Annotated in this window: 20 protein-coding genes; 5 read left to right on the top strand and 15 right to left on the bottom strand. The window is 65.6% G+C overall.

Annotated features, from left to right (window positions below; all coding sequences use genetic code 11):
• Nucleotides 1–565: 565 nt before the first annotated feature.
• From HNR76_RS14110 to HNR76_RS14065, 10 genes are all read right to left on the bottom strand, one after another.
• A complete protein-coding gene (locus tag HNR76_RS14110; RefSeq protein WP_162311970.1) occupies nt 566–1039 on the bottom strand; it encodes a hypothetical protein in 474 nt (157 codons plus the stop codon).
• A gap of 57 nt (nt 1040–1096) precedes the next feature.
• Nucleotides 1097–1372 (bottom strand): hypothetical protein, encoded by a 276-nt coding sequence (locus HNR76_RS14105; protein WP_162311971.1) that lies wholly within the window; start codon nt 1370–1372, stop codon nt 1097–1099.
• Nucleotides 1373–1432: 60 nt separating this feature from the next.
• Nucleotides 1433–1765, bottom strand: coding sequence for a hypothetical protein (locus tag HNR76_RS14100; RefSeq protein WP_162311972.1), 333 nt, complete (start codon nt 1763–1765; stop codon nt 1433–1435).
• 179 nt (nt 1766–1944) lie between these two features.
• The gene (locus HNR76_RS14095) at nt 1945–2196 is read right to left on the bottom strand and encodes a hypothetical protein (RefSeq protein WP_162311973.1); all 252 of its coding nucleotides are present in this window, start codon (nt 2194–2196) and stop codon (nt 1945–1947) included.
• An 819-nt stretch (nt 2197–3015) separates the two neighbouring features.
• Entirely contained in the window at nt 3016–3384 is a 369-nt protein-coding gene (locus HNR76_RS14090) for a hypothetical protein (RefSeq protein ID WP_162311974.1), read from the bottom strand.
• A gap of 101 nt (nt 3385–3485) precedes the next feature.
• Nucleotides 3486–3902, bottom strand: a complete 417-nt coding sequence (locus HNR76_RS14085; protein ID WP_162311975.1) for a hypothetical protein — start codon at nt 3900–3902, stop codon at nt 3486–3488.
• Nucleotides 3903–4689: 787 nt separating this feature from the next.
• Nucleotides 4690–5091 (bottom strand): VOC family protein, encoded by a 402-nt coding sequence (locus HNR76_RS14080; RefSeq protein ID WP_162311976.1) that lies wholly within the window; start codon nt 5089–5091, stop codon nt 4690–4692.
• A 1268-nt stretch (nt 5092–6359) separates the two neighbouring features.
• The gene (locus HNR76_RS14075; protein WP_162311977.1) at nt 6360–7016 is read right to left on the bottom strand and encodes a DUF6804 family protein; all 657 of its coding nucleotides are present in this window, start codon (nt 7014–7016) and stop codon (nt 6360–6362) included.
• Nucleotides 7017–7832: 816 nt separating this feature from the next.
• A complete protein-coding gene (locus HNR76_RS14070) occupies nt 7833–8414 on the bottom strand; it encodes a PIN domain-containing protein (protein WP_211373189.1) in 582 nt (193 codons plus the stop codon).
• Between the two features lie 119 nt (nt 8415–8533).
• Nucleotides 8534–8896 carry a hypothetical protein gene (locus HNR76_RS14065; protein ID WP_162311979.1) on the bottom strand — a complete coding sequence of 121 codons (363 nt, stop codon included), beginning with the start codon at nt 8894–8896 and terminating at the stop codon, nt 8534–8536.
• Between the two features lie 271 nt (nt 8897–9167).
• Between HNR76_RS14065 and HNR76_RS14060 the strand changes: the two genes are divergently transcribed.
• Nucleotides 9168–10112, top strand: a complete 945-nt coding sequence (locus HNR76_RS14060) for an integron integrase (protein ID WP_281383396.1) — start codon at nt 9168–9170, stop codon at nt 10110–10112.
• Nucleotides 10113–10121: 9 nt separating this feature from the next.
• Here HNR76_RS14060 and HNR76_RS14055 read toward each other — a convergent pair whose 3' ends face one another.
• The gene (locus HNR76_RS14055) at nt 10122–10601 is read right to left on the bottom strand and encodes an Lrp/AsnC family transcriptional regulator (RefSeq protein WP_162311981.1); all 480 of its coding nucleotides are present in this window, start codon (nt 10599–10601) and stop codon (nt 10122–10124) included.
• 126 nt (nt 10602–10727) lie between these two features.
• Here HNR76_RS14055 and phhA point away from each other — a divergent pair, with 126 nt between their 5' ends.
• On the top strand, nt 10728–11639 hold the full coding sequence (gene phhA / locus HNR76_RS14050) for a phenylalanine 4-monooxygenase (protein WP_162311982.1): 912 nt from the start codon (nt 10728–10730) through the stop codon (nt 11637–11639).
• Between the two features lie 19 nt (nt 11640–11658).
• Here the strand turns inward: phhA and HNR76_RS14045 are convergent, their stop codons facing one another.
• A complete protein-coding gene (locus HNR76_RS14045; RefSeq protein ID WP_162311983.1) occupies nt 11659–13071 on the bottom strand; it encodes an FAD/NAD(P)-binding protein in 1413 nt (470 codons plus the stop codon).
• A 206-nt stretch (nt 13072–13277) separates the two neighbouring features.
• Here HNR76_RS14045 and HNR76_RS14040 point away from each other — a divergent pair, with 206 nt between their 5' ends.
• Nucleotides 13278–15407, top strand: a complete 2130-nt coding sequence (locus HNR76_RS14040) for a TonB-dependent receptor family protein (protein ID WP_162311984.1) — start codon at nt 13278–13280, stop codon at nt 15405–15407.
• Nucleotides 15408–15570: 163 nt separating this feature from the next.
• The gene (locus HNR76_RS14035; protein WP_162311985.1) at nt 15571–16773 is read left to right on the top strand and encodes an amino acid aminotransferase; all 1203 of its coding nucleotides are present in this window, start codon (nt 15571–15573) and stop codon (nt 16771–16773) included.
• Nucleotides 16774–17039: 266 nt separating this feature from the next.
• Here the strand turns inward: HNR76_RS14035 and HNR76_RS14030 are convergent, their stop codons facing one another.
• Together HNR76_RS14030 and HNR76_RS14025 are read right to left on the bottom strand one after the other, a co-directional pair.
• Entirely contained in the window at nt 17040–18218 is a 1179-nt protein-coding gene (locus tag HNR76_RS14030; protein WP_162311986.1) for an alpha/beta hydrolase, read from the bottom strand.
• Nucleotides 18219–18280: 62 nt separating this feature from the next.
• The gene (locus tag HNR76_RS14025) at nt 18281–21271 is read right to left on the bottom strand and encodes a TonB-dependent receptor plug domain-containing protein (protein WP_162311987.1); all 2991 of its coding nucleotides are present in this window, start codon (nt 21269–21271) and stop codon (nt 18281–18283) included.
• Between the two features lie 362 nt (nt 21272–21633).
• On the opposite strand from HNR76_RS14025, the gene HNR76_RS14020 reads away from it, so the two are divergent.
• Complete coding sequence (locus tag HNR76_RS14020; protein ID WP_162311988.1) at nt 21634–22362, top strand: GntR family transcriptional regulator; 729 nt, start codon at nt 21634–21636, stop codon at nt 22360–22362.
• A 30-nt stretch (nt 22363–22392) separates the two neighbouring features.
• Here HNR76_RS14020 and ydiJ read toward each other — a convergent pair whose 3' ends face one another.
• The gene (gene ydiJ / locus HNR76_RS14015) at nt 22393–25461 is read right to left on the bottom strand and encodes a D-2-hydroxyglutarate dehydrogenase YdiJ (protein ID WP_162311989.1); all 3069 of its coding nucleotides are present in this window, start codon (nt 25459–25461) and stop codon (nt 22393–22395) included.
• Nucleotides 25462–25569 lie beyond the last annotated feature (108 nt).

Raw genomic sequence — 25569 nt, 5'->3', positions numbered from 1 at the left:
GCTCAGCGTAGCGAAAACGGGGAGTGCCGGCACGCAGGAAATGCGCGGAAACGGCTATACCTCATGCGTGGGATGGGTTTTTCAGGGACGACTAACTAGCATAAAGGACCTAACACTTGAGTTAAGCCGCGCCGGCCGCGACCTGTCGAGCGGAGTATCGCTCCAGATGCGGCAGCCCACAACGGCACCGAGGACGGCGTCGGCTTGAATGAATTGTTAGGTGCCTGGCTCGGGATAGATGACTACCCCAAAGCCAGACTCCGTTGCATCTTTGAAGGCCTGACCCACTACATCGTCTTGGTGCTCGAACTGCGAGTAGTCCGTAATTTCCTTTGAACGCTCAGTCCCCATCTTGGACCAGCCGCGCCCGGACAACTCCTGAACGGCAAAATCCTCCGCAGCCTCCAAACTGTCAGCACGCACGAACAGGAGCGCTGCAACCGAGGTTCCGGCAGCAAACCGATCGTGAGCATCTCCAGCTATCAAGTTTGCGCGAAGGCAGATCATAGGCACCTAACGCCTGAATTAAGCCGACCCGCGAAGCGGGTTCGGCTTGAATGAATTGTTAGGTGCCACCCAGGCCACCTACGAGGCGCATTGCAGCAAGCGAGAGCGCCATTGAGCCGAAAGCGCACGAAACAAAAGCTCCAAGCCCAACGACCCAATTGAAGATCCGCATTGGCAACGGAGCTACCAGCAACTCCGCGCCTTTACGGCCGCTCTCTAGCTTGCTTTTGAAGCGAAATCCGACCGCAACCATTGCGAGAACTTGGCCAAGCATGAAGCAAAGAGAAAGCACGATGCTAATGGACAGAGCGAGCCAGCCACACTTGAGCAGGTAGATGGCATTGACGGGGAGTTGAGGTGGGCTGCCCGACAAGAACGCGCCAATAGTGATGGCTTGAACGCCTGCGCTAGTGAACAAGACCTGCTTTACCAAGCCATCAATCTTTGACCGCACCTCCACGGAGTACGTGTTGAACATACCCAATGACTCAACTTGAGTGATTGAATCTTCGGGCTTGCGATCTGTGTCCATGGCACCTAACGCCTGAATTAAGCCGCGCCGCGAAGCGGCGTCGGCTTGAATGAATTGTTAGGCATCGGCCACCGTACTTCGCTTAGCGCGCTTGTGAAGCAGCCCACCCGCAGCCAGCACCAGAATGCCCACCACCAATTGCCCCTCGTGCAGCCAGTACTCAGCGCGGGTTAGATAAACAACAGAACCGCCACGCACCACGCGCTGGTGCACCCGGCCCGATGCTTCGTCAGGGAAAGCTGACTGTACTTGAATGTATTTCCATTCGACGATGGGGGCGCTGAACACTATCAGCGCTCCGACGACAAGAAGAATGGTCGCGAGAAACTTCATTGCGATGCCTAACGCCTGAATTAAGCCGACGGGCGAAGCCCGTTCGGCTTGAATGAATTGTTAGGGCGCACTTGCTAGCGCCCCGACCAAGCCTACGACAAAAAGCACGAGACCGACTGGCAACAAGTACCGGATGCGCTTGGCGTACGAAGCAGCCATGGGTGTCCGAAGCTGGCCTGCCCGAGACCCAAAGGCAATGCGCAACAACTCCATCTGGACGTTTGGATCGCCGGCACGAGAAAGGCCGTCATAGAAGAAGCTCAGGGAGCCCCGAACCTGCAGCCAATCAGGCCTCTCGGACTTGACGATGCCATAGAAGCGAAAGAACGCGTACAGGTAGAACGCGGTGACGCAGGCGAAGGCCAGAATGGAAATCGGGAAGACCAATGACATCTCTTGTGCGCCCTAACGCCTGAATTAAGCCGTGCCGCGAAGCGGCATCGGCTTGAATGAATTGTTAGGCCGCATGCTACGACGGATGAAGGTCAGAGCGCATGCATTGCAGCAAGGACGCCAGCGCGGTGTCACGCTGGCTGGAGTTTGGTGGTGTGAGGCGCATTGCCGCTATTGCTTCAATTACCTCGGAAGAACCAATAACTTGAGCGCGAGCAGCCCATGCCAAAGCGCTTCTTGTTCTCCACCGAGTCAGTCACTTCAAGTGACTCCAAAGCCTGTAACAGCCCGGCATATACCTCGCTTCGGTCTTTACGAAGCGTATCGTCCTGCTGTGCACGGCGAGACAAATGATGTTGCAAGAGTGCAGTGACGACAGACCCGGCGCCAAGGCCACCAAGGAATGCTGCGATTGTTGATGCATCAGCCACTGCACTCTCCCAATGCGGCCTAACGCTTGAATTAAGCCGCATTGCGAAGCAATGTCGGCTTGAATGAATTGTTAGACCGCACTTGCACGGGACTGCGCTTCATTGCTGCAACCGCCTCACCAAGTGAAGCCTCTGGAACAAAGAGGTAGCGATGAAGCGCTGAGCCAAGTGGGTCTGTCTTGAGAAGCTGTGCGCGAAGATCCTGCCATCCAGCCTTATCCGATGGCGCTTTTACCAGCACACGGGCTGAAACCAATCGCTCGCTGCCAAGCTTTGGGCTGCGAAGGATCACTGTAGCCCCCTTGCCACGCCGCACAACATATGAGGCAAGACCTCTCGATACTTGCGCCCACTCCGAGGCATGCACCTGGAGAAGGTGGGCAAGAACGTAGGGAAGCATTGGCTTGAGTGCTTGTGCCATTTATTGTGCGCTCTAACGCCTGAATTAAGCCGCGCCGCGAAGCGGCGTCGGCTTGAATGAATTGTTAGGCGGCGCGCCGCCCTGCAAAGAATTGCACGACCAATCCCAAGGCTCCTGTTGCAATGCCTGCTGTGAATGCGAGCCAGGGAAGGGGTGGCTCCAGAAGCGCCCCTACGACAAGTACGGCAGCGCCGGCCCCTAGTGGAGCAACCAACCCCCACGGCCCTCTTACAACCCGACTGCGACCAGTTGAGCTCGTGATTGTTCGAGCCACCAGATTGAGCGCTGGTAAGAGCATCACGAAGAGAAGAGCAGGTACTAGCCAATCTTTCATAGCCGCCTAACGCCTGAATTAAGCCGCGCCGCGAAGCGGCGTCGGCTTGAATGAATTGTTAGGCCTACCTGCGGTCAGTGTACTTAAGCAGGGTGGCCAACTCTTGATGCAGCTCTGGTACGTCGCTCTTATACCAAGCCTGTCCAGCACTATCTTGATACATGGAATTTTGGCAAGTGGCACGATGCTTATCCAAGTCTCGACGAAACGACGATCTTTGCCACGGCCTTAGGTAGTGGATAAAGAGATCAATTTCGTCACGGGAGGGGCTCTTGTTATACGGCGATAGCTCGTCTCGCTGCATGAGAAGCCAGCTACGTATCGGCGCAACAGCATCATTAAACTCCTTTCGCTTGTCGCGCCCAATGGATAGCCAGTTGCCTAGCAACAAGCCTAAAAAGAATGTCAGCAGGCCGGTCAAAGTGGTGATCATTGCTTCTGTAGGCCTAACGTTTGAATTAATCCGACCCGCGAAGCGGATTCAGTCCGAATGAATTGTTTGGCACCAACTCGTACCCCTCTGTCTTTACGAAGCTAGAATGATTTCTCTGCCTTGCTTTTTTCAGTGTTTAACCACCCGATCAACTTGGGAGATACGGCAGATATGTATCCTTCATCAGGATTGGATGAGATGCCATAGAAATACACAGACATTCTTGGCATAACCCAGCTTGACTCAATTCTAGAATATTTTGCGCCAAACCTATTTTGAAGGGCTCCTATGCTTGAATTTGTAGGCGCTCCGTACTTCTGTATGAGGAGCTTGTTTATTTGCTCTTGATCGCTCGCTCGCGTGTTGAGATCAATTCCTTCGATTTTTCCGTCAATTATTGTGATTGATGCGTTCGGGTAGACGCCAGAAGGCATCTCCTCATACACGAGATCAAAGTCCAATCTTGTGCCGTTCTCTAACGGTGACGGGAACTTGTCGAATGAATTTCTATTCTTCATCGACTCCTTATACTTTTCTCCAAAAAGTGGATATTTCCAGCAAGGCGCATTCTTTGGAAAAGATGCGTACGAAACGCCTGTTGTTGAGTGATAAGTCTTTTCACACTCTGGTGCATTTTTTCCCCTCCGATCTTTATCCCGACTATCTCTGACAGATCAATAACAGGGGCCTCTTCACTATGCTCAACAGCCGGCGGTTCGGAGCTTGAGCTTCCGCAGGACGGCAATGAGAAGCAAAGCGCCGCAACGACTATGTTGGATAAAGTTGCCGATGAGGATGGCTTCATGCTTTTCCTATTGTGTGCGGTTGCGTAGATGTCTGATTTGAGGCCTAACGCTTGAGTTAAGCCGCGCCGGCCGCGACCTGTCGAGCGGAGTATCGCTCCAGATGCGGCAGCCCACAACGGCACCGAGGACGGCGTCGGCTTGAATGAATTGTTAGGTGCCTGGCTCGGGATAGATGACTACCCCAAAGCCAGACTCCGTTGCATCTTTGAAGGCCTGACCCACTACATCGCCTTGGTGCTCGAACTGCGAGTAGTCCGTAACTTCCTTTGAACGCTCAGTCTCCATCTTGGACCAGCCGCGCCCGGACAACTCCTGAGCGGCAAAATACTCCGCAGCCTCCAAACTGTCAGCACGCACGAACAGGAGCGCTGCAACTGAGGTTCCGGCAGCAAACCGATCGTGAGCATCTCCAGCTATCAAGTTTGCGCGAAGGCAGATCATAGGCACCTAACGCCTGAATTAAGCCGCGTCGCGAAGCGGCGTCGGCTTGAATGAATTGTTAGGCCCCACAGTTGATCTTCCACGGGACGCCAAAGCGATCAACTACGATTGCATAACATGGTGAAAAGAATGTGCGCTGCGGTGCGAGTACAACGGAGCCGCCCACCTGTAATGCGTTGAAGTGCGACCTGACCTTATCTTCTGAATCAACACCAAGCAGTACACAAAAGCCCTTTGGGCTCTCGTACCTGTCCGGTTCCACGTCTGCGCCGGCCAACTCAACCCCATCTATGCAGATGTTTGCGTGAACAATCGTCTGCCCGTGTGACTCAGAAGAGGCGGGAATTGGCGAGTCCTTGACCCTAAGCATGGTTCCAATCTTTCCGCCGAGGTTCTCAGCGTAGAAGCTAAACGCCTCCTCGCACTGGCCATTGAAGTTGATGTGAAACGACAAGCTCATGCCGGAAGCATCCTTGTTTGTTCGTGGGGCCTAACGCCTGAATTAGGCCGCGCCACGAAGTGGCGTCGGCTTGAATGAATTGTTAGGGCGCAGACCGACGCCGCACGAATCCGCGCAGCAATGCGCCGACGGTGCTACCCACTGCGAATCCCAAGATGGCTCCGCCGCCTATTTGCCCGAATGCAAAATGGCCTAAAATAGCGCCTGTGACTAGGCCGATCAGTGCGAATAGCCCCCACACTTTTCGCTCGCGGCTTTGGAGGTAAACCGACTTTGTCTGTGCGCGGCGCGCGAACTCCGACTGCTCCTTGCGGCTGGGTTGCAGCAAGGCTTCAGTGGCTGCCTCAGCTTGTTCTTTATTCACGAATCCTCCTCAATTTTCATTGCGGCCTAACGCCTGAATTAAGCCGACCCGCGAAGCGGGTTCGGCTTGAATGAATTGTTAGGCGCGCTTGCCATGGACGTGATGCTGCCAGTCTATCGACGGGCCGACAAGATTGAATGCACCAAGGTCGATCCAGAACTTTGCCAAGAAACCACTGACTTGAAATTCCTCTAGCGCCGATGAAAGACGGGAGAAGATCTCGGTGTTTGTGCGGCTGCGGCAAGACACTTGGAAGAGCTTTCCGCGAGGCTCAAACTCCCTGCGAACTAGTACACGAGTTGGACGCTGCCGAATGAAACAGTACTCAGCGCGAATTACATCTGGCCTTGGCTCTAGCCAAATGAACCCGACCGTCTCATTGAAGTAGAACCAGCGCCAGCGTCTATTGCTGCGCAACTCTTCCGGGCTGCGATAGTAGATTGGAATGTCAAAGAGCCGCTGGAACAATCTGCGCACCTAACGCTTGAATTAAGCCGACGGGCGAAGCCCGTTCGGCTTGAATGAATGGTTAGGTGCCAGCCGACCGCTTGTAGTCAAGCGACGTGCAAAGCACCCACCCTTTTTGTCCATTGGCGGTGCGAACGTAGCAAGCCCAATAGTCCTTGCCATAAGTGTCATCTAGGACCCTGACCTTAGCTCCACGATCCAAAGTAACAATAGGAACAACAGGCGAGTGATTGACGGATCCGTCATGTGCCACCTCCGTCTCGGAACTGAAGACTTTGACCTGTTGCGTAGCGTGCGAAGAAGTACCTTCGGAACAGCCAGAAAGAGCGGCAACCAAAAGAACGACGGTTGTCCTAGCCAGTTTGCGATTGTCTTTCATGGCACCTAACACCTGAATTAAGCCGCGCCGCGAAGCGGTGTCGGCTTGAATGAATTGTTAGGCCAGGTGAGTTATCACGAAGTTGAATGCTAGAAGCAATACAACGATCATGATAATCGCTAACGCCAAGCGAAGAATGAAATGCAGTGCAGTGCGAGCAAAACGCCCAGTTGCACGGGTGGCGCAACCAATCGTCCTTGCTCCACCAATGCCATCAAATGCGATCAGGCCAATGGAAGCCAAGTTAACTACGGACCATATTTCTCTAGACGCCTCTACAGGAATGATTGGATTGTAGATGCCAGCAGCCACTCCCCAAATCCAGACCCAAGATTCTCTTTTTTGGAAGTGAGCGGCTACGGCCATATAGGTGAATGCCGCACACACAATCCACCGCATGACGCGGTAGTAGCCGATCTCATTGTCAGGAAAAAGTGCAAATAGAAGCAGCAAGCCAACAATGGCATGGGGGATCAAACGCTGCCATGCGGATGGGCTTGACACATCCGGCGTTGTTTCTGCATCAGTTTTAAGAGGCTCTGCAGAGCGATCCGGAGGTGGTAACGGGCGATGCTTGTATGAAGCATCTTCTGGCAGTGGTGAGCAGAACGTGTGATATGGGTGTTTATCTCTTACCAGTGAGATTACGGTGCCACTCCCTATAATGCGGGTGCAGGCACGGCATACCCTTGGTTCTGTCGTCTTAGTCAACATGGGCCTAACGCCTGAATTAAGCCGCGCCGCGAAGCGGCGTCGGCTTGAATGAATTGTTAGGTCCCGGATTCTGACCTGTCCGCGCCCGGCGCGATTGCAAGGCCGCTGAGTCGCATGTTGTCTTGCTCGCTCTCAGCAGAAACCGAGATCTCGATGTCTCCAATACCAGACTCTCCCGCGTAGTCGGATGAGATATGAAAGTGCTGCCCATGATCTTGCTGCAGATCTTGGAGCAACTCAATCAGACGTGCGATTTCGGAGGGTCGCAAGCTGAGTCGCAACCCATACCACCCGTTGTTCCAGTCTTCTATTTCAGCGTGCATGAGAGATGGTTCCGGGGCCTAACGCCTGAATTAAGCCGCGCCGCGAAGCGGCGTCGGCTTGAATGAATTGTTAGGCATAAGCGCAGAGCAGCCAACCGCCTAACGGCAACAAGGCAAACAGTACTACAACGCCCAAGCAGCCGGAATTGCCGCCCGATGTACTGTGCCGGGTGTATGACTCTCGCTCCTGCGGCGGACGAGACTGGAACCACTTGGCATGGCAGGCTTGGCAGAAAAACTTGGTTTTGCCGTTGCGCCACGCCTCCGCGGTGCGATTGTTGTGTCGGGCGGCCGTGCCACAGCGCGAACACTTGAAGACGGACGAGGGTGGCTGACGCTTTGGCAGGAGCTTCGCAATTACGGCCAGAACCACGACAGCCGCCACGGCGGCTCCAAAGATCAATTCAGGCGCCACAAATCTCCCCCTTATGCCTAACGCTTGAATTAAGCCGCGCCGCGAAGCGGCGTCGGCTTGAATGAATTGTTAGCAGCGCTACTCCGGAAGTGAATAGCCGACTTTTGTGCCAGTGACGGTGACAAAGCCTTGCTGCTCCATGTGCTTAAGAATAGCGGCAAGTTCATCCTCTGCGAGTGCTTTCTGGAACAGTGAGCTGATGGTGCTGGAAAGTGTCTTGACTGTACGGGGCTTGGCCGCACCACGTTGCTTGAGGTTGGTGACAATCACGGCAAGCTTTTCAGGGAGAGTCTTGGAGTTGGCCGCTTTGACTATAGGCATGTCGCCGATGTCTTTGGAACGACACGCGAAGATTTTTTTGGACTTTAGATGCGTAATGAGAGGGTCAAAGCCTGTGTCTTTTGAAATGATGTGGAAGTATGCGTCTGGTTCTGTGGCGGCCAGGTGGCCGATGTAGTAAGCAATATGGAAGTCCAGAGCATTTGGCCCATTGCCTGAAATCTTGACGTAGCTGGCGCTCGGGCCTAGCCGTTGAAGCTGTGCCGCCACGTCAAAGGCAACTTTGGCCTGATTAGCTCCGACAAAGACAATGACCTTGAAATGTTCTTTCTCAAGGACAGAAAGTGCAGAAGGCTGCACATTCTCATAGTCAATGAGCACGTAATTTGTCCGCATCCAATTCCCTCGCAAGCGCTGCTAACGCCTGAATTAAGCCGCACCGCGAAGCGGTGTCGGCTTGAATGAATTGTTAGGCCACCGTCGCGGGGTTGCCAAAGGGTTCATCTTGCATCTAATGCAGCTTTTACATAGAGAGGCCTTATTTTAATATCTATTTCATCGGCAAGCTCTTTTGCATTTCTATCGGCCATGTCTCTCGGCATGTCTAAAATGAATTCGTCCGATGTGTTGCTGATCATCATGGATCTTTGATTGCTGCAAGCTGCTTTGGCCGCATCAATTGCATCTTGTGTGCTTGGTGATTTTTTTGCGTAGGTAGAAATTCTTGATTTCATGCACTGGTAGTACGGGGCTACAATTGAGAGTGCTTTAGGGTTATTGATGTATGCGGACAGGTCAGATTCTGATGCCGCACTTGCGGATGCAAATGTTGATAAAGCAAGCGCTAAATAATGACGTTTCACAGACTCTCCAGAGTGGCCTAACCACTATTCGATGAAATTCCGACCGGTAACCCGGGTGCGTAACCCGGATATTCCGGTATCGCAGTAGTGGGACTTCCTACGCCCCACGAGCGCTTTCCCCGATGGTGGGGCGTAATCCCTGTGCCTAATCATGTCGCCGCCTTCCTGCGGGATATGTCCGATGCCACGCTACCAGCCGTTTCTGTCTCCTTCAACGGCGGATGCCGGTAATGGAACCGCTGGCCCGGCGCCGGCATCCGGGCCGCCACGCCTGCTGGACCGGGTACGCGCGCGGATGCGCCGGCTGGGCATGGCACGGCGTACCGAGGATGCGTATGTCGGCTGGATCCGGCGCTTCATCCTGGCCAACGGCCGGCGGCATCCGGATGCCATGGGTCGGGCCGAGGTCGAGGCCTTCCTGACCGGGTTGGCGGTACGCGGCCAGGTGGCGGCCTCCACCCAGAACCAGGCGCTGGCCGCGCTGCTGTTCCTGTATCGGGAGGTGCTGGGACGCGAGCTGCCGTGGATGGAGGACATTCGCCGGGCCAAGCGCCCGCAGCGGTTGCCGTCGGTGTTGACGATGGACGAGGTCGGGCGGGTGCTGGCCTGCATGGAAGGCCGGCATTGGCTGATGGCGGCCCTGCTCTATGGCACCGGGATGCGGCTGATGGAATGCGTCCGGCTGCGGATCAAGGACGTGGACTTCGGCCGCGGAGAGATCGTGGTGCGCCACGGCAAGGGCGGGAAGGATCGGCGCACGGTACTGCCGCAAGCGCTGCGCGAGGTTCTGCTGGCGCAGGTGGACGAGGCGCGCCGGGTGCATGCGCGCGACCTGGAGGCCGGGTTCGGCGAGGTCCGGCTCCCCGATGCGCTGGCGCGCAAATATCCGCACGCGGCACGCGAGACCGGCTGGCAGTACCTGTTCCCGGCGTCGCGCCGCAGCGTCGATCCGCGCGGCGGCGCGGTGCGCCGGCACCACGTGGACGAGAAGGGCCTGCAGCGCGCGGTCAAGGCGGCCTGCCGCCAGGCGGGCCTGGCCAAGCCGGCCAGTTGCCATACCTTCCGCCACTCGTTCGCCACCCATCTGCTCGAACGCGGCCAGGACATCCGCACGGTGCAGGAGCTGCTGGGGCACAAGGACGTGGCCACCACCCAGATCTACACCCATGTGCTGGGTCGCGGTGCCTCGGGGGTGCGCAGCCCGCTCGACCGCTGAACCGCGCGCTCAGGCGTGCGGCAGCGGCAGCCCCTGGAACGCCTTCACCGTGCGCAGCACGAAGCTGGAATTGACGTCGGCCACGCCGGCGTCGTTGAGCAGGCGGTCCAGCAGGAAGCGGGAGAAGTGCTCCAGGTCGCGCACGTACACGTGCAGCAGGTAGTCCATGTCGCCGGTCAGGGCGTGGCAGGCCACCACTTCGTCCCAGTCCTGCACGTGCTCGACGAAGCGCTCGATGCCGGGCGTGCCGTGTTTGTCCAGTTGCACGCGGACGAAGGCCTGCAGGCCCAGCCCCAGGGCCTGCGGGTCCAGCCGGGCAGCGTAGCCGGCCACCACGCCGCACGCTTCCAGGCGCTGGATGCGGCGCAGGCAGGCCGAGGGCGAGAGGTTCACCCGGGTGGCCAGTTCGGCATTGGTGGCGCGGCCTTCGTGCTGGAGCAGGGCCAGCAGGCGCAAGTCAGTGCGGTCCAGCTCGATGATGGCGGCCATGTATTGCCCTGCAACATAGGATTTGCGCAATGATCTTGCGGATAAAGCGCTTTTCTGGGCAACTTTGCAACCCCGTTGCGTGGATTGCGGCCTACGCTGGGGCTATCCGCACAGGAGCACGCCGCCATGGCCGAGACCGTCATCCCGCGCCGCGTCGAGTACGCCCCCGCCCAGGGCCAGCAGACCGACAAGGGCTACGTCCCGGTCTACGCCACCGCCACCGTCGAGCAGCCGTGGCTGGACTACACCCCCGCCGACCACGCCACCTGGGGCACGCTGTACCGGCGCCAGCGCGCGCGGCTGGCCGGCCGCGCCTGCGACGAGTTCCTGCAGGCGCAGGACGCAATGGGCATGGACGACCGCGCGATCCCGCGCTTCGCCCAGCTCGACGAGGCGCTGGCCGCGGCCACCGGCTGGACCCTGGTCGGCGTGGAGGGGCTGCTGCCGGAACTGGACTTCTTCCAGCACCTGGCCCACCGCCGCTTCCCGGTGACCTGGTGGATCCGGCGCCCGGAGCAGATCGACTACATCGCCGAGCCGGACCTGTTCCACGACCTGTTCGGCCACGTGCCGCTGCTGATGGACCCGGTGTTCGCCGACTACATGCAGGCCTACGGCCGCGGCGGGGTGAAGGCGCACGGCATCGGCGCCGAAGCGCTGCAGCACCTGACCCGGCTGTACTGGTACACGGTGGAGTTCGGGCTGATCCGCCAGCACGGCGGGCTGCGCATCTACGGCGCGGGCATCGTGTCCTCCAGCGGCGAGTCGCGGCACGCGCTGGAGTCGGCCGCGCCGAACCGGCTCGGCTTCGGCCTGGAGCGGATCATGCGCACGCGCTACCGCATCGACACCTTCCAGAAGACCTATTTCGTGATCGACGGCTTCGAGCAGTTGATGCGGGCCACCGCGCCGGACTTCGCGCCGATCTATGCGCGGCTGGCCGGGCAGGCGGCGATCCCCGCCGGGCAGGTGCTCGATGGCGACGCCGTCCTGCAGCGCGGCAGCGGCGAGGGCTGGGCGGCGGACGGCGACGTGTGAGCGGCCGCGCGACGAAACCTCAGCCCACGCGCGACGCCACGCGCGGCGCCATCTCGCGCACCACGCGGGAGGGCGCCGGGGCGAGCAGGTGCTCGGCCAGGTGCCGGGCGGCCACGCGCAGTTCCGGCACCGCGGTGATCTCCCACAACTGGCCGCGCAGCAGCGGGCCCAGGCAGTAGAGCCCGCGCACCGGCGCGCCATGGCGGTCCAGCACCTCGAACTGCGGGGTGGCGCGCAGGCCCAGGCCGTGCGGGTCGGCGCTGACGGTGCCGGCGTCGCGCAACTGGCTGACCAGCGGATGGCTGGTGCGCTCGATGTCGGTATCCAGGCCGGTGGCGCGGACCAGCACGTCGTAGCGCTCGGCGCTGGCGTGGGCCTGGCCGCGCTCGCGGATCAGCACTTCCACCGCGGCCTCGCCGCGCCGCGCGCGCAGCAGGCGCCCGGCGCGCAGGCGCAGGCGGCCTTCGCCGCGCAGTTGTTCCAGTTCCTCGTGCAGGCTGGGCGCCAGGCGGTGGCGCACCACTTCCCAGTACGAGCGCAGGTGGCGCAGGAAGCGCCCGCGCTGTTCGTCGGGCAGGGTCTTCCAGTAGCCCTGCAGGCTGGGCCGCAGCGCATCGACCAGGCTGCGCCAGTCCGGCACCACCGGGGCCAGGCTGCGCAGCGCGCGCAACAGGGCGCGCACGTCGGCGCCGTTGAGGGCGTGCAGCACCGCTGGCGGCAGCGCGATCGGCAGGCCGGGCTCGGCCAGGTGCGGGTGCGGCAGCAGGCCGTGGCGGGACAGCGCGGTGATCGGCCCGTGGTGGCCGCGGCGGCGCAGGGTGACGACGGTGTCGGCCATGGTCAGGCCGGTGCCGACGATCAGCACGCGCGCGTCGTCGGGCACGTCGGCCAGTGCGTCGGCGCCGCGCAGGTTGCGCTGCCAGGGCCAGGCGACGTAGGCCGGGTCGACCAGCAGGCGCGGGCCCACGCCCTGCAGCCGCTGCGGCGGCAGGGTGCCCACCGCCAGCACCACGCGGTCGGTGAGGAAGTCCGAGCCGTCGGCCAGCATCACCCGGAAGGCGCCGCCCTCGCGGTCCACCGCCACCGCCTCCTGCTGCACTTGGTTGAAGCCGGCCAGCGAGACCTGCGCGGCCGATTGCAGGCGCGAATACAGGTACTCGCCGTACACCAGGCGCGGCAGGAAGCTTTCCTCCGCGCGCCGGGTGAGGTTGAGCCAGCGCGCGAACTCGGCCGGCTGGTCCTGGGTGGCGCCCATGTCGCGGGCGCGCACGTTGAGCAGGTGCTCGGGCCGGGCCTCGCCGTAGGCCACGCCGCGGCCGTAGCCGTCGGCCAGGCCGACCAGGCACAGGTCCACGCCCGGCGGCGCATTGCGCGCCAGCTCGGTGGCCAGCACGCTGCCGCTGAAGCCCGCGCCGATGATGGTGATCCGCATCGCAACCCTCCTCCGTCCTCCGGAATGCCCCAGTAGTACCCGGGGCGGCCGTCATGGTGGGTAAAGACGCGGTTACGCGGGCGTATTCGTTGCGAACGGTTGGATACAAGCACATCACCGATGGAAATGAAGCTCGGCGGCGGCACGCATCGGCGTGGCGGCGCCGGCATGGTGGCGGGGGCGGGAATTCCTATACTGGCCACCGCATGGAGCCCCTCCGATCCCGCTGGCGGTCCGGTTGCGCCGCCCTGGCGCTGGCCGGTTGCGCCGTCCTGCCCGCGACGGCCCGCGACCGGGCCGCGCCGCTGCTGCCGCCGGTGGCGGTGACCACGCGGGTGGAATCGGCGCCGGCCTTCGACCTGCCTGCCTCGCTGGATGTGATCGACCTGGGCGAAGGCGCGCTGCGGCCGCAGGCCAGCCTCTCCGAGGCGCTCGGCGGCGTGCCGGGACTGCTGGCGCGCGACCGCCAGAACCTGGCCCAGGACACCCAGCTTTCGATCCGCGGCTTCGGCGCGCGCTCCACCTTCGGCGTGCGCGGCGTGCGCCTGTACGCGGACGGCATTCCCGCGACCATGCCCGACGGCCAGGGCCAGCTTTCGCACTTCGCGCTGGCCGCCGGCGAGCGCATCGAGGTGATGCGCGGGCCGTTCTCGGCGCTGTACGGCAACTCCTCCGGCGGCGTGGTCCAGTTGTGGACGGCCGACGGCCACGGCCCCGCGTCCCTGCGCCTGCGCGCCACCGCGGCGCGGTACGGCGCCAGCACCGCCAGCATGGACCTGCGCGGCGGCGGCGAGGACGGCGATAGCGGCTACCACCTGTCCGCCTGGCAACTGGATACCGACGGCTACCGCGAGCACGGCGCGGCGCGGCGGCGCATGTTCAACGCCAAGCTGCACCACGAGCTGCGCGGCGGCGGGCGCCTGGAACTGGTGGGCAACCTGCTGGACGCGCCGAATGCGCAGGACCCGCTCGGCCTGGACCGCGAGCAATGGCGTGCCGACCCGCGCCAGGCCACGCCCCAGGCCTTGCAGTACGACACCCGCAAGTCGGTGCGCCAGGGCCAGTTGGGCGCCCACTGGACCCAGCCGCTGGGCGGCGCGGCCACCTTGCGGGTCACCGGCCACGGCGGCCAGCGCGCCGTGACCCAGTACCTGGCCGTGCCGGTGGCCGCGCAGGCCAGCCCGCTCAGTGCCGGCGGCGTGGTCGACCTGGACGGCGGCTACGGCGGGCTGGACGCGCGCGTGGCCTGGCGCCGGGACGATGGCGGCCTGGAGCTGACCGTGGGCACCAGCGCCGAGCGCCAGCGCCAGCAGCGCCGCGGCTACGAGAACTTCGACGGCGCGCGGCTGGGCGTGCGCGGCGCGCTGCGGCGCGACCAGCACGACATCGTGGCCGGCCTCGACCAGTACGCGCAGGCGTGGTGGCGGCTGGCGCCGCGCTGGTCGCTGCAGGCCGGCGCGCGCTACAGCACGGTGCGCTTCCGCTCCGACGACCGCTACCTGGCCGGCGCCAACCCCGACGACAGCGGCCGCGTGGAGTATTCGCGGCTGACCCCGGTGGCCGGGCTGGTGTTCGCCCCCGGCGATGACCTGCGCCTGTACCTGTCGGCCGGCCGCGGCTTCGAGACGCCGACCTTCAACGAGCTGGCCTACCGCGCCGATGGCGCCGCCGGCCTGGCCCTGGACCTGCGCCCGGCGGTGAGCGACAACCTGGAGCTGGGCGCCAAGTGGCGCGGCCCGCAGGGCATCGCGCTGGAAGGCGCACTGTTCCGCGCCGACACCCGCGACGAGCTGGCGGTGGCGCGCAACAGCGGCGGGCGCAGCAGCTATCGCAACGCCGGCCATGCGCGCCGGCAGGGCGCCGAACTGGTCGCGCGCGTACCGATGGGGAGCGCCTGGACGCTGCACCTGGCCGCGACCTGGCTGGATGCCCGCTTCCGCGACGACTTCGCCATCTGCGCCGGCGCCGGCTGCACCATTCCCGATGCCACGGTGGCCGCCGGCACCCGCATCCCCGGCGTGCCCGGGCGCCATGGCCTGCTGCGCCTGCAGTGGCAGGGCACGGACTGGCAGGCGGCGGTGGAAGCCAGCGGCAGCGGCGCGGTGAGCGCGAACGACCTCGGCAGCGCCACGGCGCCGGGCCATGGCCTGCTGCACCTGGAGGCCGGGCGCGACTGGTCGCTGCGCGCCGGCCGGCTGCGCGGCTTCGCCCGCGCCGACAACCTGCTGGACCGGCGCCACGTCGGCTCGGTGATCGTCAACGAGGGCAACGGCCGCTACTACGAACCCGGGCCCGGCCGCAGCCTGCTGCTCGGCCTGGAATGGCGACTCCGCTAGCCAGCCCTCGGCCGGCCGGCCATCGTCGCCGCACCCTCGTCACAGCGGAAACCATCAGGACGCCCCGACGGCCTGCTAGGATTGGGCGGTTTGCTGGCCGGCCGCCGCCACGGTGGCCCACAGTGCCCGCGACGCTCCCCACTCAACAACGCAGAGCCAAGCCGTGTCCTTCTTCTCGAACGTCGAACTGGTCCCGGGTGATCCGATCCTGGGCCTGACCGAGGCTTACAACGCCGACAACCGCGCCACCAAGGTCAACCTGGGCGTGGGCATCTACTACGACGAACAGGGACGGATCCCGCTGCTCAAAGCGGTGCAGCAGGTGGAGCACGCGCTGGCCGCCGCCAATCGCCCGCGCGGCTACCTGCCGATCGACGGCCTGGCCGCCTACACCCAGGCCACCCGCGAACTGCTGTTCGGCAAGGACTCGCCGCTGTTGGCCGCCGGCCGCGTCGCCACCACCCAGACCGTGGGCGGCAGCGGCGCGTTGCGGGTGGGCGCCGAGCTGCTGCGCAAGACGCTGCCGCACGCCACCCTGGCCCTGAGCGACCCGAGCTGGGAGAACCACCGCGCGGTGTTCTCCGCCGCCGGCTTCGAGGTGGTGGACTACACCTACTTCGACGCGGCCAGCCACGGCCTGGACTTCGCCGGCATGCTCGCCGACCTGGGCAAGCTGCAGCCGGGCACCACCGTGCTGCTGCATGCCTGCTGCCACAACCCCACCGGCGCGGACCTGACCGTGGAGCAGTGGAAGCAGGTGGCCGCGGTGCTCAAGGAGCGCCGGCTGTTCCCGTTCATCGACATGGCCTACCAGGGCTTCGACAAGGGCATCGCCGAGGACGCCGCCGCCATCGGCATCCTGGTCGAGGCCGGGATCGACGCCTTCGTGGTCGCCAGCTCGTACTCCAAGTCGTTCTCGCTGTACGGCGAGCGGGTGGGCGCGCTGTCGATCGTGGCGCCCACCGCCGAGCAGGCCAAGGCCGTGCAGTCGCAGATCAAGCGCATCATCCGCACCATCTACTCCAGCCCGTCCACCCACGGCGCCGCGCTGGTGGCCGGGGTGCTGGGCAGCGCCGAACTGCGCGCGCTGTGGATGGACGAGCTGGGCCAGATGCGCACCCGCATCCACGCCCTGCGCGACGGCCTGGTCGGGAAGCTGGCCGAACAGGGCGCACCGGAGTTCGAGTTCATCCGCCGCCAGGCGGGCATGTTCTCCTACTCGGGCCTGAGCAAGCCGCAGGTGGACCGCCTGCGCGACGAGTTCGGCATCTACGCGGTGGGCACCGGCCGCATCTGCGTGGCCGCGCTCAACCAGGGCAACCTGGACTACGTGGCCAACGCGGTGGCGACCGTCGGCCGCGGCTGACGCGGCACGGAAGGCGCGCGGCATCGCGGCCGCGCGCTTCCCCGCTCCCTCATGGGCCCGGCAACAGCCGGGCCTTTTCGTTTTCCGTCCCTGCCCGGCTCCGCGAGCGCGGCGTCGGTGCGGTGCACGCCGTGGCGGCGATCGCATGCCCGCGCGCACCCCGCGCGATGCCGGGAAAGGACGATGCGAGAAATGCGGCAGAGAGGACGGCGTTGCACCGTCGCCTCTGCCGCGGGCCGGGGGGAGGCCGGCCGTGGGGGGTTGCGCTACTTCGGCGCGTTGACCTCGTGCGGGCGGGTGCCGTACTCCTGGTCCATTCGGTTGCGCTCGGCATGCAGGGCCTGGACCTGCTCGGCGGTGAGGCCGTCATGCAGGGTCCGCTTGAGCCCGGCCAGCCAGGGAATGCGCCGGCCGTCGGGCAGCTCGCGCACCCACAGCCGCAGGTCGTAGCGCTGCTCCGGGGTCATCCGCAGGTACTCCTGCGCGGTCGGCAGCGGCGGCGCCGGCAGCGGCGGCGCCAGCGCGAACCAGACCGCGCGGCCGATCGCGCCCGGCACCACGGTGCCGTGGTCCTCGCCGGCAATCTCGTCCAGGCGCACCTCGATGCCGGGCACGCCGCCGGCCAGCGCGGCGATCGCGCGCGCGTTGTCCACCTGGGTCCGTTCCTGCAGCAGCGCGATCAGCTTGCGTGCATCCGGGTGGGCGCGCAGCGCCGGCGCCGGGCGCTGCTCGTGCTCGCCCACCGTCACCAGCAGCCGCAGCGGCGGCGATGCGGCATCGCGCCGGCCGGCCAGCGACCCGATCGCCTCGCGCAAGCCCTGAGGAATCATCCACACCGACGGGCTGGCCGCGATCCAGGTCTGGAAAGCCTGGGGACGGGCGGCCAATGCGTGGAGCACGAACAAGCCGCCGAACGAGTGGCCGAACAGGGCCTGCTGGGCGGGGTCGAGCGCGACCTGCGCGGCCAGCGCCGGCTTGAGGTCGCGCTCGATGAAGTCCAGGAATGCGTCGGCGCCGCCGGTGGCCGCGCGGATCCGGGCATGCTCGCTGCCGGGCGGGGTGAGGTCGAAGGCGCGCGCGGCGCCGATGTCGGTGCCGGGCGGGTAGCCGATGCCGACCACCACCGCCGGCGCGTCGCGCGGCACGTCGGGGCGGCGCTCCATGGCGCGCGCCGCCTCCACCGCGGTCAGGAACATCGCGTTGCCGTCGAGCACGTACAGCACGCGATAGCCGGCCGGCGGCGGCGGCCGGTCGGGGATGGACACGAACACCCGGTACTCGCGCCCGCTGGCGCTGGCCTTCTGGTCCCACTGCAACGAACCGGCCAGGGTCATCGGTACCGGCGCGACCGCCGTGGCCGCCGCCGCCGCGGTGCCGGCTCCCGTCGCGCCGCCCACGGCCAGGACCGCCATCGCCAACCACTTGCCGCCGTAACGCCAATGCATGCCTGTTTCCTCTGTCTGCCCCGGGGCGGGCGGCGCGGCGGCCGTCCGCCCCCGGCGGGGGTTCACCAGCGCTTGTCGAAGGACAACACCAGGGTACGGCCCAGCACCGTCGCATTGGCCGGATCGTAGGGATCGGCCAGCGCGTCGTTGGCGGCGGTGCCGCCGTCGACGAAGGGCGGGTCGCGGTCGGTGAAGTTGACCGCGGTGAAGTTCAGCTTGGACTGGCCGAAGAATCCGCCCAGCCGCGACAGATCGTAGTCCAGCGACAGGTCGAAGGTGGTCCACGCGTCGATCTTCACCGGGGTGGCGGACAGGCTCGGCAGCCCGGCGGCGTTGGGTACGTAGCAGCCGTCCGCGCACACGTAGTCGTCCACGTAGTTCATGGTCAAGGTCGCGCGCAGGTCGCCGCGGGTCCAGCGCAGGCCCTGCTGCGAGCGCAGTTGCACCGGGTTGCCGCCGGCGCTGTACTTGCCCAGTTGGTCCACGTAGTCCGCGCCCGGCGCCGACTGCACCTCGTAGGAGTTCAGCCAGGTGCCGCGGGCGAACAGGTCGAACGCGCCGGCCGCCTCGGTGTCCCAGCCGTAGCCGAGGTTGAAGTCCACGCCGTCCATCTTCAGCGAGGCCAGGTTGAGCTGGGTGGCGTTGATGATCATCGCCACCTCGGCCGGGCTCTGCACCGGGCCGGCGCCGAGCTGGCCCAGGTAGCGCGGGTCGTTCTCGATCAGGTCGCGGACCCGGTCCACCCCGGGGTTGAGCTCCAGGCTGCCCATGTACGGCGTGGTCCCGGTGGAGAACAACTGGGCCAGGATGCTGCCCAAGGTGCCGGCCTGGATGCGGACGATGCGGTCGTCGATCTTCAGGTTGAAGTAGCCGGCGCCCAGGCTCAGCCCCGGCGCCCACTCGGGCTTGTAGTCCAGGCCCAGGGTCCAGGTCCTGGACTCTTCCGGCTTCAGCGTCGGGCCGGCGCCGCCGCTGACCACGATGGCGGTGAAGGTGCAGTTGCCGTCGCCGCCCGGGGTGCCGCCCACGCCGTTGAGCGGGACCATGCTGGTGTTGCACGGGGCGTTGTACAGGTCCGCACGCATGAACGCGCCGTTGCCGCCGGTGATCGGCTGCACGCCGTTGTAGGCGTAGCGCATCGGCGGGGCGTGGAACGAGGTGCCCCAACTGCCGCGCACGGTCAGGTTGTCGGTGGGCTTGTAGTCGAAGCCGACCTTGGGGTTGAACGTGGAGAAGTCGCCCAGGCCGCTGCCGCGCTCGTAGCGGCCGGCGATGGAGACGTCGAACTTCTTGGCGTAGGCCTTCTGGTTCTGCTTGCCCACCAGCGGGATGGCCAGCTCGGCGAACAGCGCGCCGACGTCGCGCTCGGTGGTGCCGAACACGGTGCTCTGGTCGGAGGTGCTGCGCCAGTTGAAGTCCAGGTCGCCGCCGATGTTCTCGCGGCGCCAGTCGGCGCCGGCGGCCAGCTTGACCGCGCCGCCGCCGATCTCGAACAGGTCGCCGTCGACCTTGAAGCTGGCCTGCGCCAGCCACGAGGTGAAGTTGAGGTTCTCGTAGCCGATGAGCTGCGAGAGCACCTGCTCGGACAGGCCCTCGGTGGTCCACGGGTTGAACGCGGCATAGCCCAGGCCGGCGCAGTAGCGCTGCTGCGCGTTGGCGTTGGCCGGCAGGTTGGCGGCGGTCAGGCCCATCAGGCTGCACGCGATCGCGGTGGGCGCCTGCGCCTGGCCACCCGCGGGCGTGGGCAGGTAGTCGTAGATGTTGGCGTTGCGCTGCACGTCCGAGTCGCGGAACTGCTCCTCGCGGCTGTACGAGGCGGTGGCCTCGCCGCGCCAACTGCCGCCCAGCTCGAAACTGGCGCCGAACACGGCCGCGTAGCTGTCCACGCCGACCTCGCGCTGCAGCGGGCGGTCGTCGATCAGCACGCCGAAGTTGTTGGCCACGCCGGGGATGAAGTACGGGTTGGTCGGCGCCAGGGTGCCGTACAGGGCCTGGTAGCCCTGGTTGTACTCGCCGCGGCGGCGGGTGTAGCGCAGGTCGCCGTACAGCGAGGTCGACTCGCCCACGTCCTGCTCGAAGCCCAGGAACACGCTGTGGCGGTCCATCTGCGGGACGATGTCGACCCGGTCCCAGGCGTCGTAGGTGTTGCCGACGCCGTCGGCGACCGGCACCAGGCTGCCGGCGGTCAGGCCGGTGCCGGCGCCGCCGGGCACGGTCCAGGCCACGTTGCCGTTGGCCGCCGCATTGCCGGAGAACAGGTTGGCCGCGCTGCCGGCGCGGGCGTTGGCCTTGCGCCAGTTGACGCCGCCGCGGTCGCTGAAGTCGCCGCCGTTGTAGATGCCGCGGTCGTTGGCCAGCACGTTGTTCTGGCGGTTGAACTCGTAGCCGACGATCAGTCCGCCACGGTCCCAGTGCGTGCCCCAGGTCTGGCCCACCTGGTACTGCTCGCCGCCGCCCTGGGTGGTGGTGCCCACGCGCACGCTGGTATGGGCGCCGTCGTCGCTGCGCTTGGTGATGATGTTGACCACGCCGCCCACCGCGTCGGAGCCGTACACGGCCGAGGCGCCGTCCAGCAGCACCTCGATGTGCGAGACCGCGTTGGTGGGGATGTTGGAGATGTCGACGAAGTCGCCGTACTGGCCCGCGGCGGCCAGGCGGCGGCCGTTGACCAGCACCAGGGTGGACAGCGCGCCCAGGCCGCGCAGGTTCACGCCCTGGCCGCCGGTCATGTTGGAACCGGCCACACTGGCGTCCTGGCCGCCCTGGACGTTGTCGCTCATGCCCACGCCACCGGCGAAGTTGGCCGGCAGCTCGCGCAGGAAGTCGCCGATGGTGGCCTTGCCGCTGTCGCGGATCTGCTCGGCGCTGATCACCTGCACGGCGTTGCCGGCCGGCTCGGCGCCGCGGATGTTGGTACCGGTCACGATCACCGTGTCCAGTTGGGTGGGCTGCTCCGGCGCGGCTTCCTGGGCGTGCAACACGCCGGCGATGCACATCGCGAGCACCGATACGCCACCGGCGATGCAACGGGTACGACCTGCTCGACTGCTCATCATTCCCCTCACGGATTCGATATGGCTGACGGATGTATGGATGCCGGTTCCCTCCCGGCGACTCGGACCCGGCCTCGAGGCGCGGGGCGGCGGATGCCGCGGATGGAAGGTGTGTGGAGTGCGGCCCGATGACAGCAAATCGCATTCACCGCGTCAACAATAATTACGATATTTTTGTGAAGACAGAGAGGTCTCGTCTTAACGTTTCTTTAAAAACTAATGAGTCACCTAATATTTACAACGACTTACATCTATGTCGTTCGATGCGTTCCCGGCCCGGTTATCGAAATTTCGGGGGCAAGTGTTGCGATGCCGCATTCCAGGGCGCTTGATTTTCGAAATTCAAGTCGCACACTCGACGCATGAACGCACGGGTCGCCACCGTTTCCTCCGCCCGCACCCTGGCCCGCCGCGCCTACCAGCGGCTGCGCCTGGACATCGTCCACGGCCAGTTGGCCGCCGGCAGCAAGCTCAAGCTGGAGGCGCTGGTCCAGCAGTACGAGATCGGCATGTCGCCGCTGCGCGAGGCGCTGGCCCGGCTGGTCGGCGACCAATTGGTGAAGACCGAGGACCAGCGCGGCTTCTGGGTGGCCCCGCTGTCGCTGGACGAGCTGGACGACATCTCGCGGGTGCGCAACCTGATCGAGACCGAGGCCCTGCGCCTGTCCATCGTGCATGGCGACGACGCCTGGGAACGGGGCGTGCGCGAGGCCTTCCAGGCGCTGTCGGACGTGGAACTGGGCTTGCCGCAGATGCAGCAGCCCCTCCCCCAGGAAACCCTCAACCTGTGGGAGGAGTGCAACCACCAGTTCCACACCGCGCTGATCGCCGCGTGCCGCTCGCCGTGGCTGATCAAGCTGCAGGAGCTGCTGTACCACCAGGCCGAGCGCTACCGGCGGGTGTCGCTGAACCACTCCCTGGGCCGGCGCTTCGTCCACGACGAGCACGTGGCGATCTACGAGGCGGCGATGGCGCGCAACGCGCTGCGCGCCTGCCGCCTGACCGAGGACCACCTGATGAGCACCTTCCACGCGGTGCGCTCGACGATGGCGCGGCTGCAGGTGGAGAGCGCCGAGGCCGGCAGCGCCTGATTCCCGCGATTCCCGGCCGCGCCGGTCCGGTCAGGTGGCCCGCAGGCGTTCCAGGATGGCGTGGATGGGATGGGCCAGGTGCGCATCGCCGAAGCGCCGGGCCTGGGTGCGGCACGAATAGCCGTTGGCCAGCAGCCGGGCCTGGTCGCCATGGGCCGCATGAGCGGCGATGGCCGGGCGCCAGGACAGGTCGAAGATGCGCTCGGAGGTGGCCAGGTGGGCCGCCTCGTGGCCGTAGGTGCCGGACATGCCGCAGCAGCCGCTGGGCACCAGGTCCAGCTCCAGCCCCAGGCGCCGGAACACCAGCGGCCACATCGCCGCCTGCGCCGGGGCGTTGGTCTTCTCGGTGCAATGGACCAGCAAGCGGAAGCGCGCGCCCGCCGGCGCAGCGATGGGCGCCGGCGGCGGCGACGCGGCCAGCACCCGGGCCAGCCACTCCTGCGGCAGCAGCACCTGCGGCGCGGCCTCGCCCAGCAGCTTGCGGTACTCGTGGCGGTAGGCCAGGGTCATGGCCGGGTCCAGGCCGACCAGGGGCACGCCATGTGCCGCCAGGGCGTTGAGCATGGCCGCGTTGCGCCGCGCCGCCCTCTCGAACGCGCCCAGGAAGCCGAGCACCTGCAAGGGCTTGCCGTTGGGCGCGAACGGCGCCAGCAGCACGGTGTAGCCCAGGCGCGAGAAGGTCTCGACCGTCTCGACGAACAGCCCGGTCTCGAAGTAGCGGGTGAACGCATCCTGCACCAGCACCACGCAGCGCGCGCGTTCGCGCTCGGGCATGCCGGCCAGCCGTTCCGCGCTGGCGGCCCGCACGCCCCAGCGCGCCAGCGCCGGGCGCGGATCGACCCGGCTGAGCAGCGGGCTGTCGACCATGCCCGCGCCCACGCGCAGCAGCCAGCGCACCGGCGCCAGGCGCATCGCCCCGTTGTACAGCCACGGCGCCCGGGCCAGGTACGGCACGGTGAACTCCAGCGAGCCGATCAGGTAGTCCTTCAGCGGACGCAGGTAGCGCGCGTGGTACAGCTCCAGGAAGCGCGAGCGCACGTCGGGCACGTCCACCTTCACCGGGCACTGCCCCGCGCAGGACTTGCACGCCAGGCAGCCGGACATCGCCTCGAACACCTCGTGGGAGAAATCCGGCTCGCCCAGGCGCTTGCCCAGGCTGTTGCGCACCCGCGCCAGCCAGCCCGGCCACGCGCCACCGCGGCGCACCCGCTCGGTGACGCGGATCAGGTCCACCCCGGCCCGGCCCTGCAGGCGCAGCCATTCGCGGATCAGCGAGGCGCGGCCCTTGGGCGAGTGGCGGCGGTCGCGGGTGGCCTTCCACGACGGGCACATCGGGTCGTCGTCGTCGTAGTTGTAGCAGGCGCCGTTGCCATTGCAGTGCACCGCCGCGCCGTATTCGGCCCAGGCGCGCGGGTCGATCTGGCGGTCGTACTGGCCGCGCATGCCGACCTCGTCGATCCGCAGCAGCGCCGCCTCGGCCGCACCGGCGGGCGTGGCGATCTTGCCCGGGTTGAGCTGGTTGTACGGATCGAAGGCCTGCTTGACCGCCTGCAGCGCCGGATACAGGTCGCCGAAGAACGCCGGCGCGTACTCCGAGCGCACGCCCTTGCCGTGCTCGCCCCACAGCAGGCCGCCGTATTTCTGCGCCAGCGCGGCCACCGCGTCGGAGACCGGGCGCACCAGCGCGGCCTGGGCCGGGTCCTTCATGTCCAGCGCCGGGCGCACGTGCAGCACGCCGGCGTCGACGTGGCCGAACATGCCGTACTTCAGGCCGTGGCCGTCCAGCAGCGCGCGGAACTCGGCGATGAAGTCGGCCAGCGCCTCCGGCGGCACCGCCGCGTCCTCGACGAACGGCTGCGGCCGGGCCTCGCCCTGGACGTTGCCCAGCAGCCCCACCGCGCGCTTGCGCATCGCGTAGATCTGCCCGACCGAGGCCGCGTCGGCGGCCACGGTGTGGCCCAGGCGGCGCACGCCGGCGTCCTGCTCCAGGTGGCGCACGAAGGCGGCCACCTGCGCCTCCAGCGCATCCAGGTCGTCGCCGTTGAACTCGACCAGGTTGATGCCCAGCACCGGGGTGTCGCCCCGGTCGGGGAAATACCCGGCCACGTCGTGCCAGACGATGTCGCCCTTGGCCAGGCCCAGCACGGTGGAATCCACCGTCTCGATGGAGATGGGCGCGCGCGCCATCAGCGCGCGCGCGTCGCGCAGCGCGTCCATGAAGCCGGCGTAGGAGACGTTGACCAGGCGCCGGTGCTTGGGGATCGGCAGCACGTTCAGCCGCGCCTCGACGACGAAGCCCAGCGAACCCTCCGAGCCGCACAGCAGGCTGTTGAGGTCGAAGCGGCCCCGGGCGTCGCGCAGGTGGGCCAGGTCGTAGCCGGTCAGGCAGCGGTTGAGCCTGGGGAAGCCGGCCTGGACCCGTTCGTCGTATTCCTCGTGCAGGGCGAGCAGGCTCTTGTGCAGGCGGCCGGCCGCGCCGGGGCGGGCGAGCGCCTGCTCCAGTTCCGGCGGCGCCAGCGGCGCGGTGCGCAGCCGCTCCCCGCCCAGCAGCACCGTGTCCAGTTCCAGTACGTGGTCGCGGGTCTTGCCGTAGGTGCAACTGCCCTGGCCGCTGGCGTCGGTGTTGATCATGCCGCCGACGGTGGCGCGGTTGGAGGTGGACAGTTCCGGGGCGAAGAACAGCCCGTGCGGCTTGAGCGCGGCGTTGAGCTGGTCCTTGACCACGCCCGGCTGCACCCGCACCCAGCGGCGCTGCGGGTCGATCTCCAGGATCGCGTTCATGTGCCGCGACAGGTCCACCACCAGGCCGTCGGTGAGCGACTGGCCGTTGGTGCCGGTGCCGCCGCCGCGCGGCGCCAGCACGATCTGCCGGTATTGCGGCTCGGCGGCCAGGGCGGCGACGCGCTGCACGTCCCGCGCGTGGCGCGGGAACACCGCCGCCTGGGGAAAGCGCTGGTAGATGGAATTGTCGGTGGCCAGCACCGTGCGCGCGGCATGCTCGCAGTCGATCTCGCCCTCGAAGCCGCGGCCGCGCAGCGCGCGCAGGAAGGCGCGGTAGCGTGCGTGGGATGCCTCGTGCGCGGCGAGTCGGGCGATCATCGTGTCGTGGCGGGCTCCCGGGCGGCTTCGGCGAGGCACGGGCCTTCGTCGAAGCGATCCGGTGGCGATGGCGGGAAGGGAGGACACGAATGATATGCCGCCGCCCTC

Origin of the sequence: Pseudoxanthomonas broegbernensis, assembly GCF_014202435.1 — a bacterium.
Lineage (GTDB): Bacteria > Pseudomonadota > Gammaproteobacteria > Xanthomonadales > Xanthomonadaceae > Pseudoxanthomonas > Pseudoxanthomonas broegbernensis.
The sequence above is the reverse complement of the archived record's forward strand: the minus strand, read 5'-3'. Positions and strand labels throughout refer to the sequence as shown.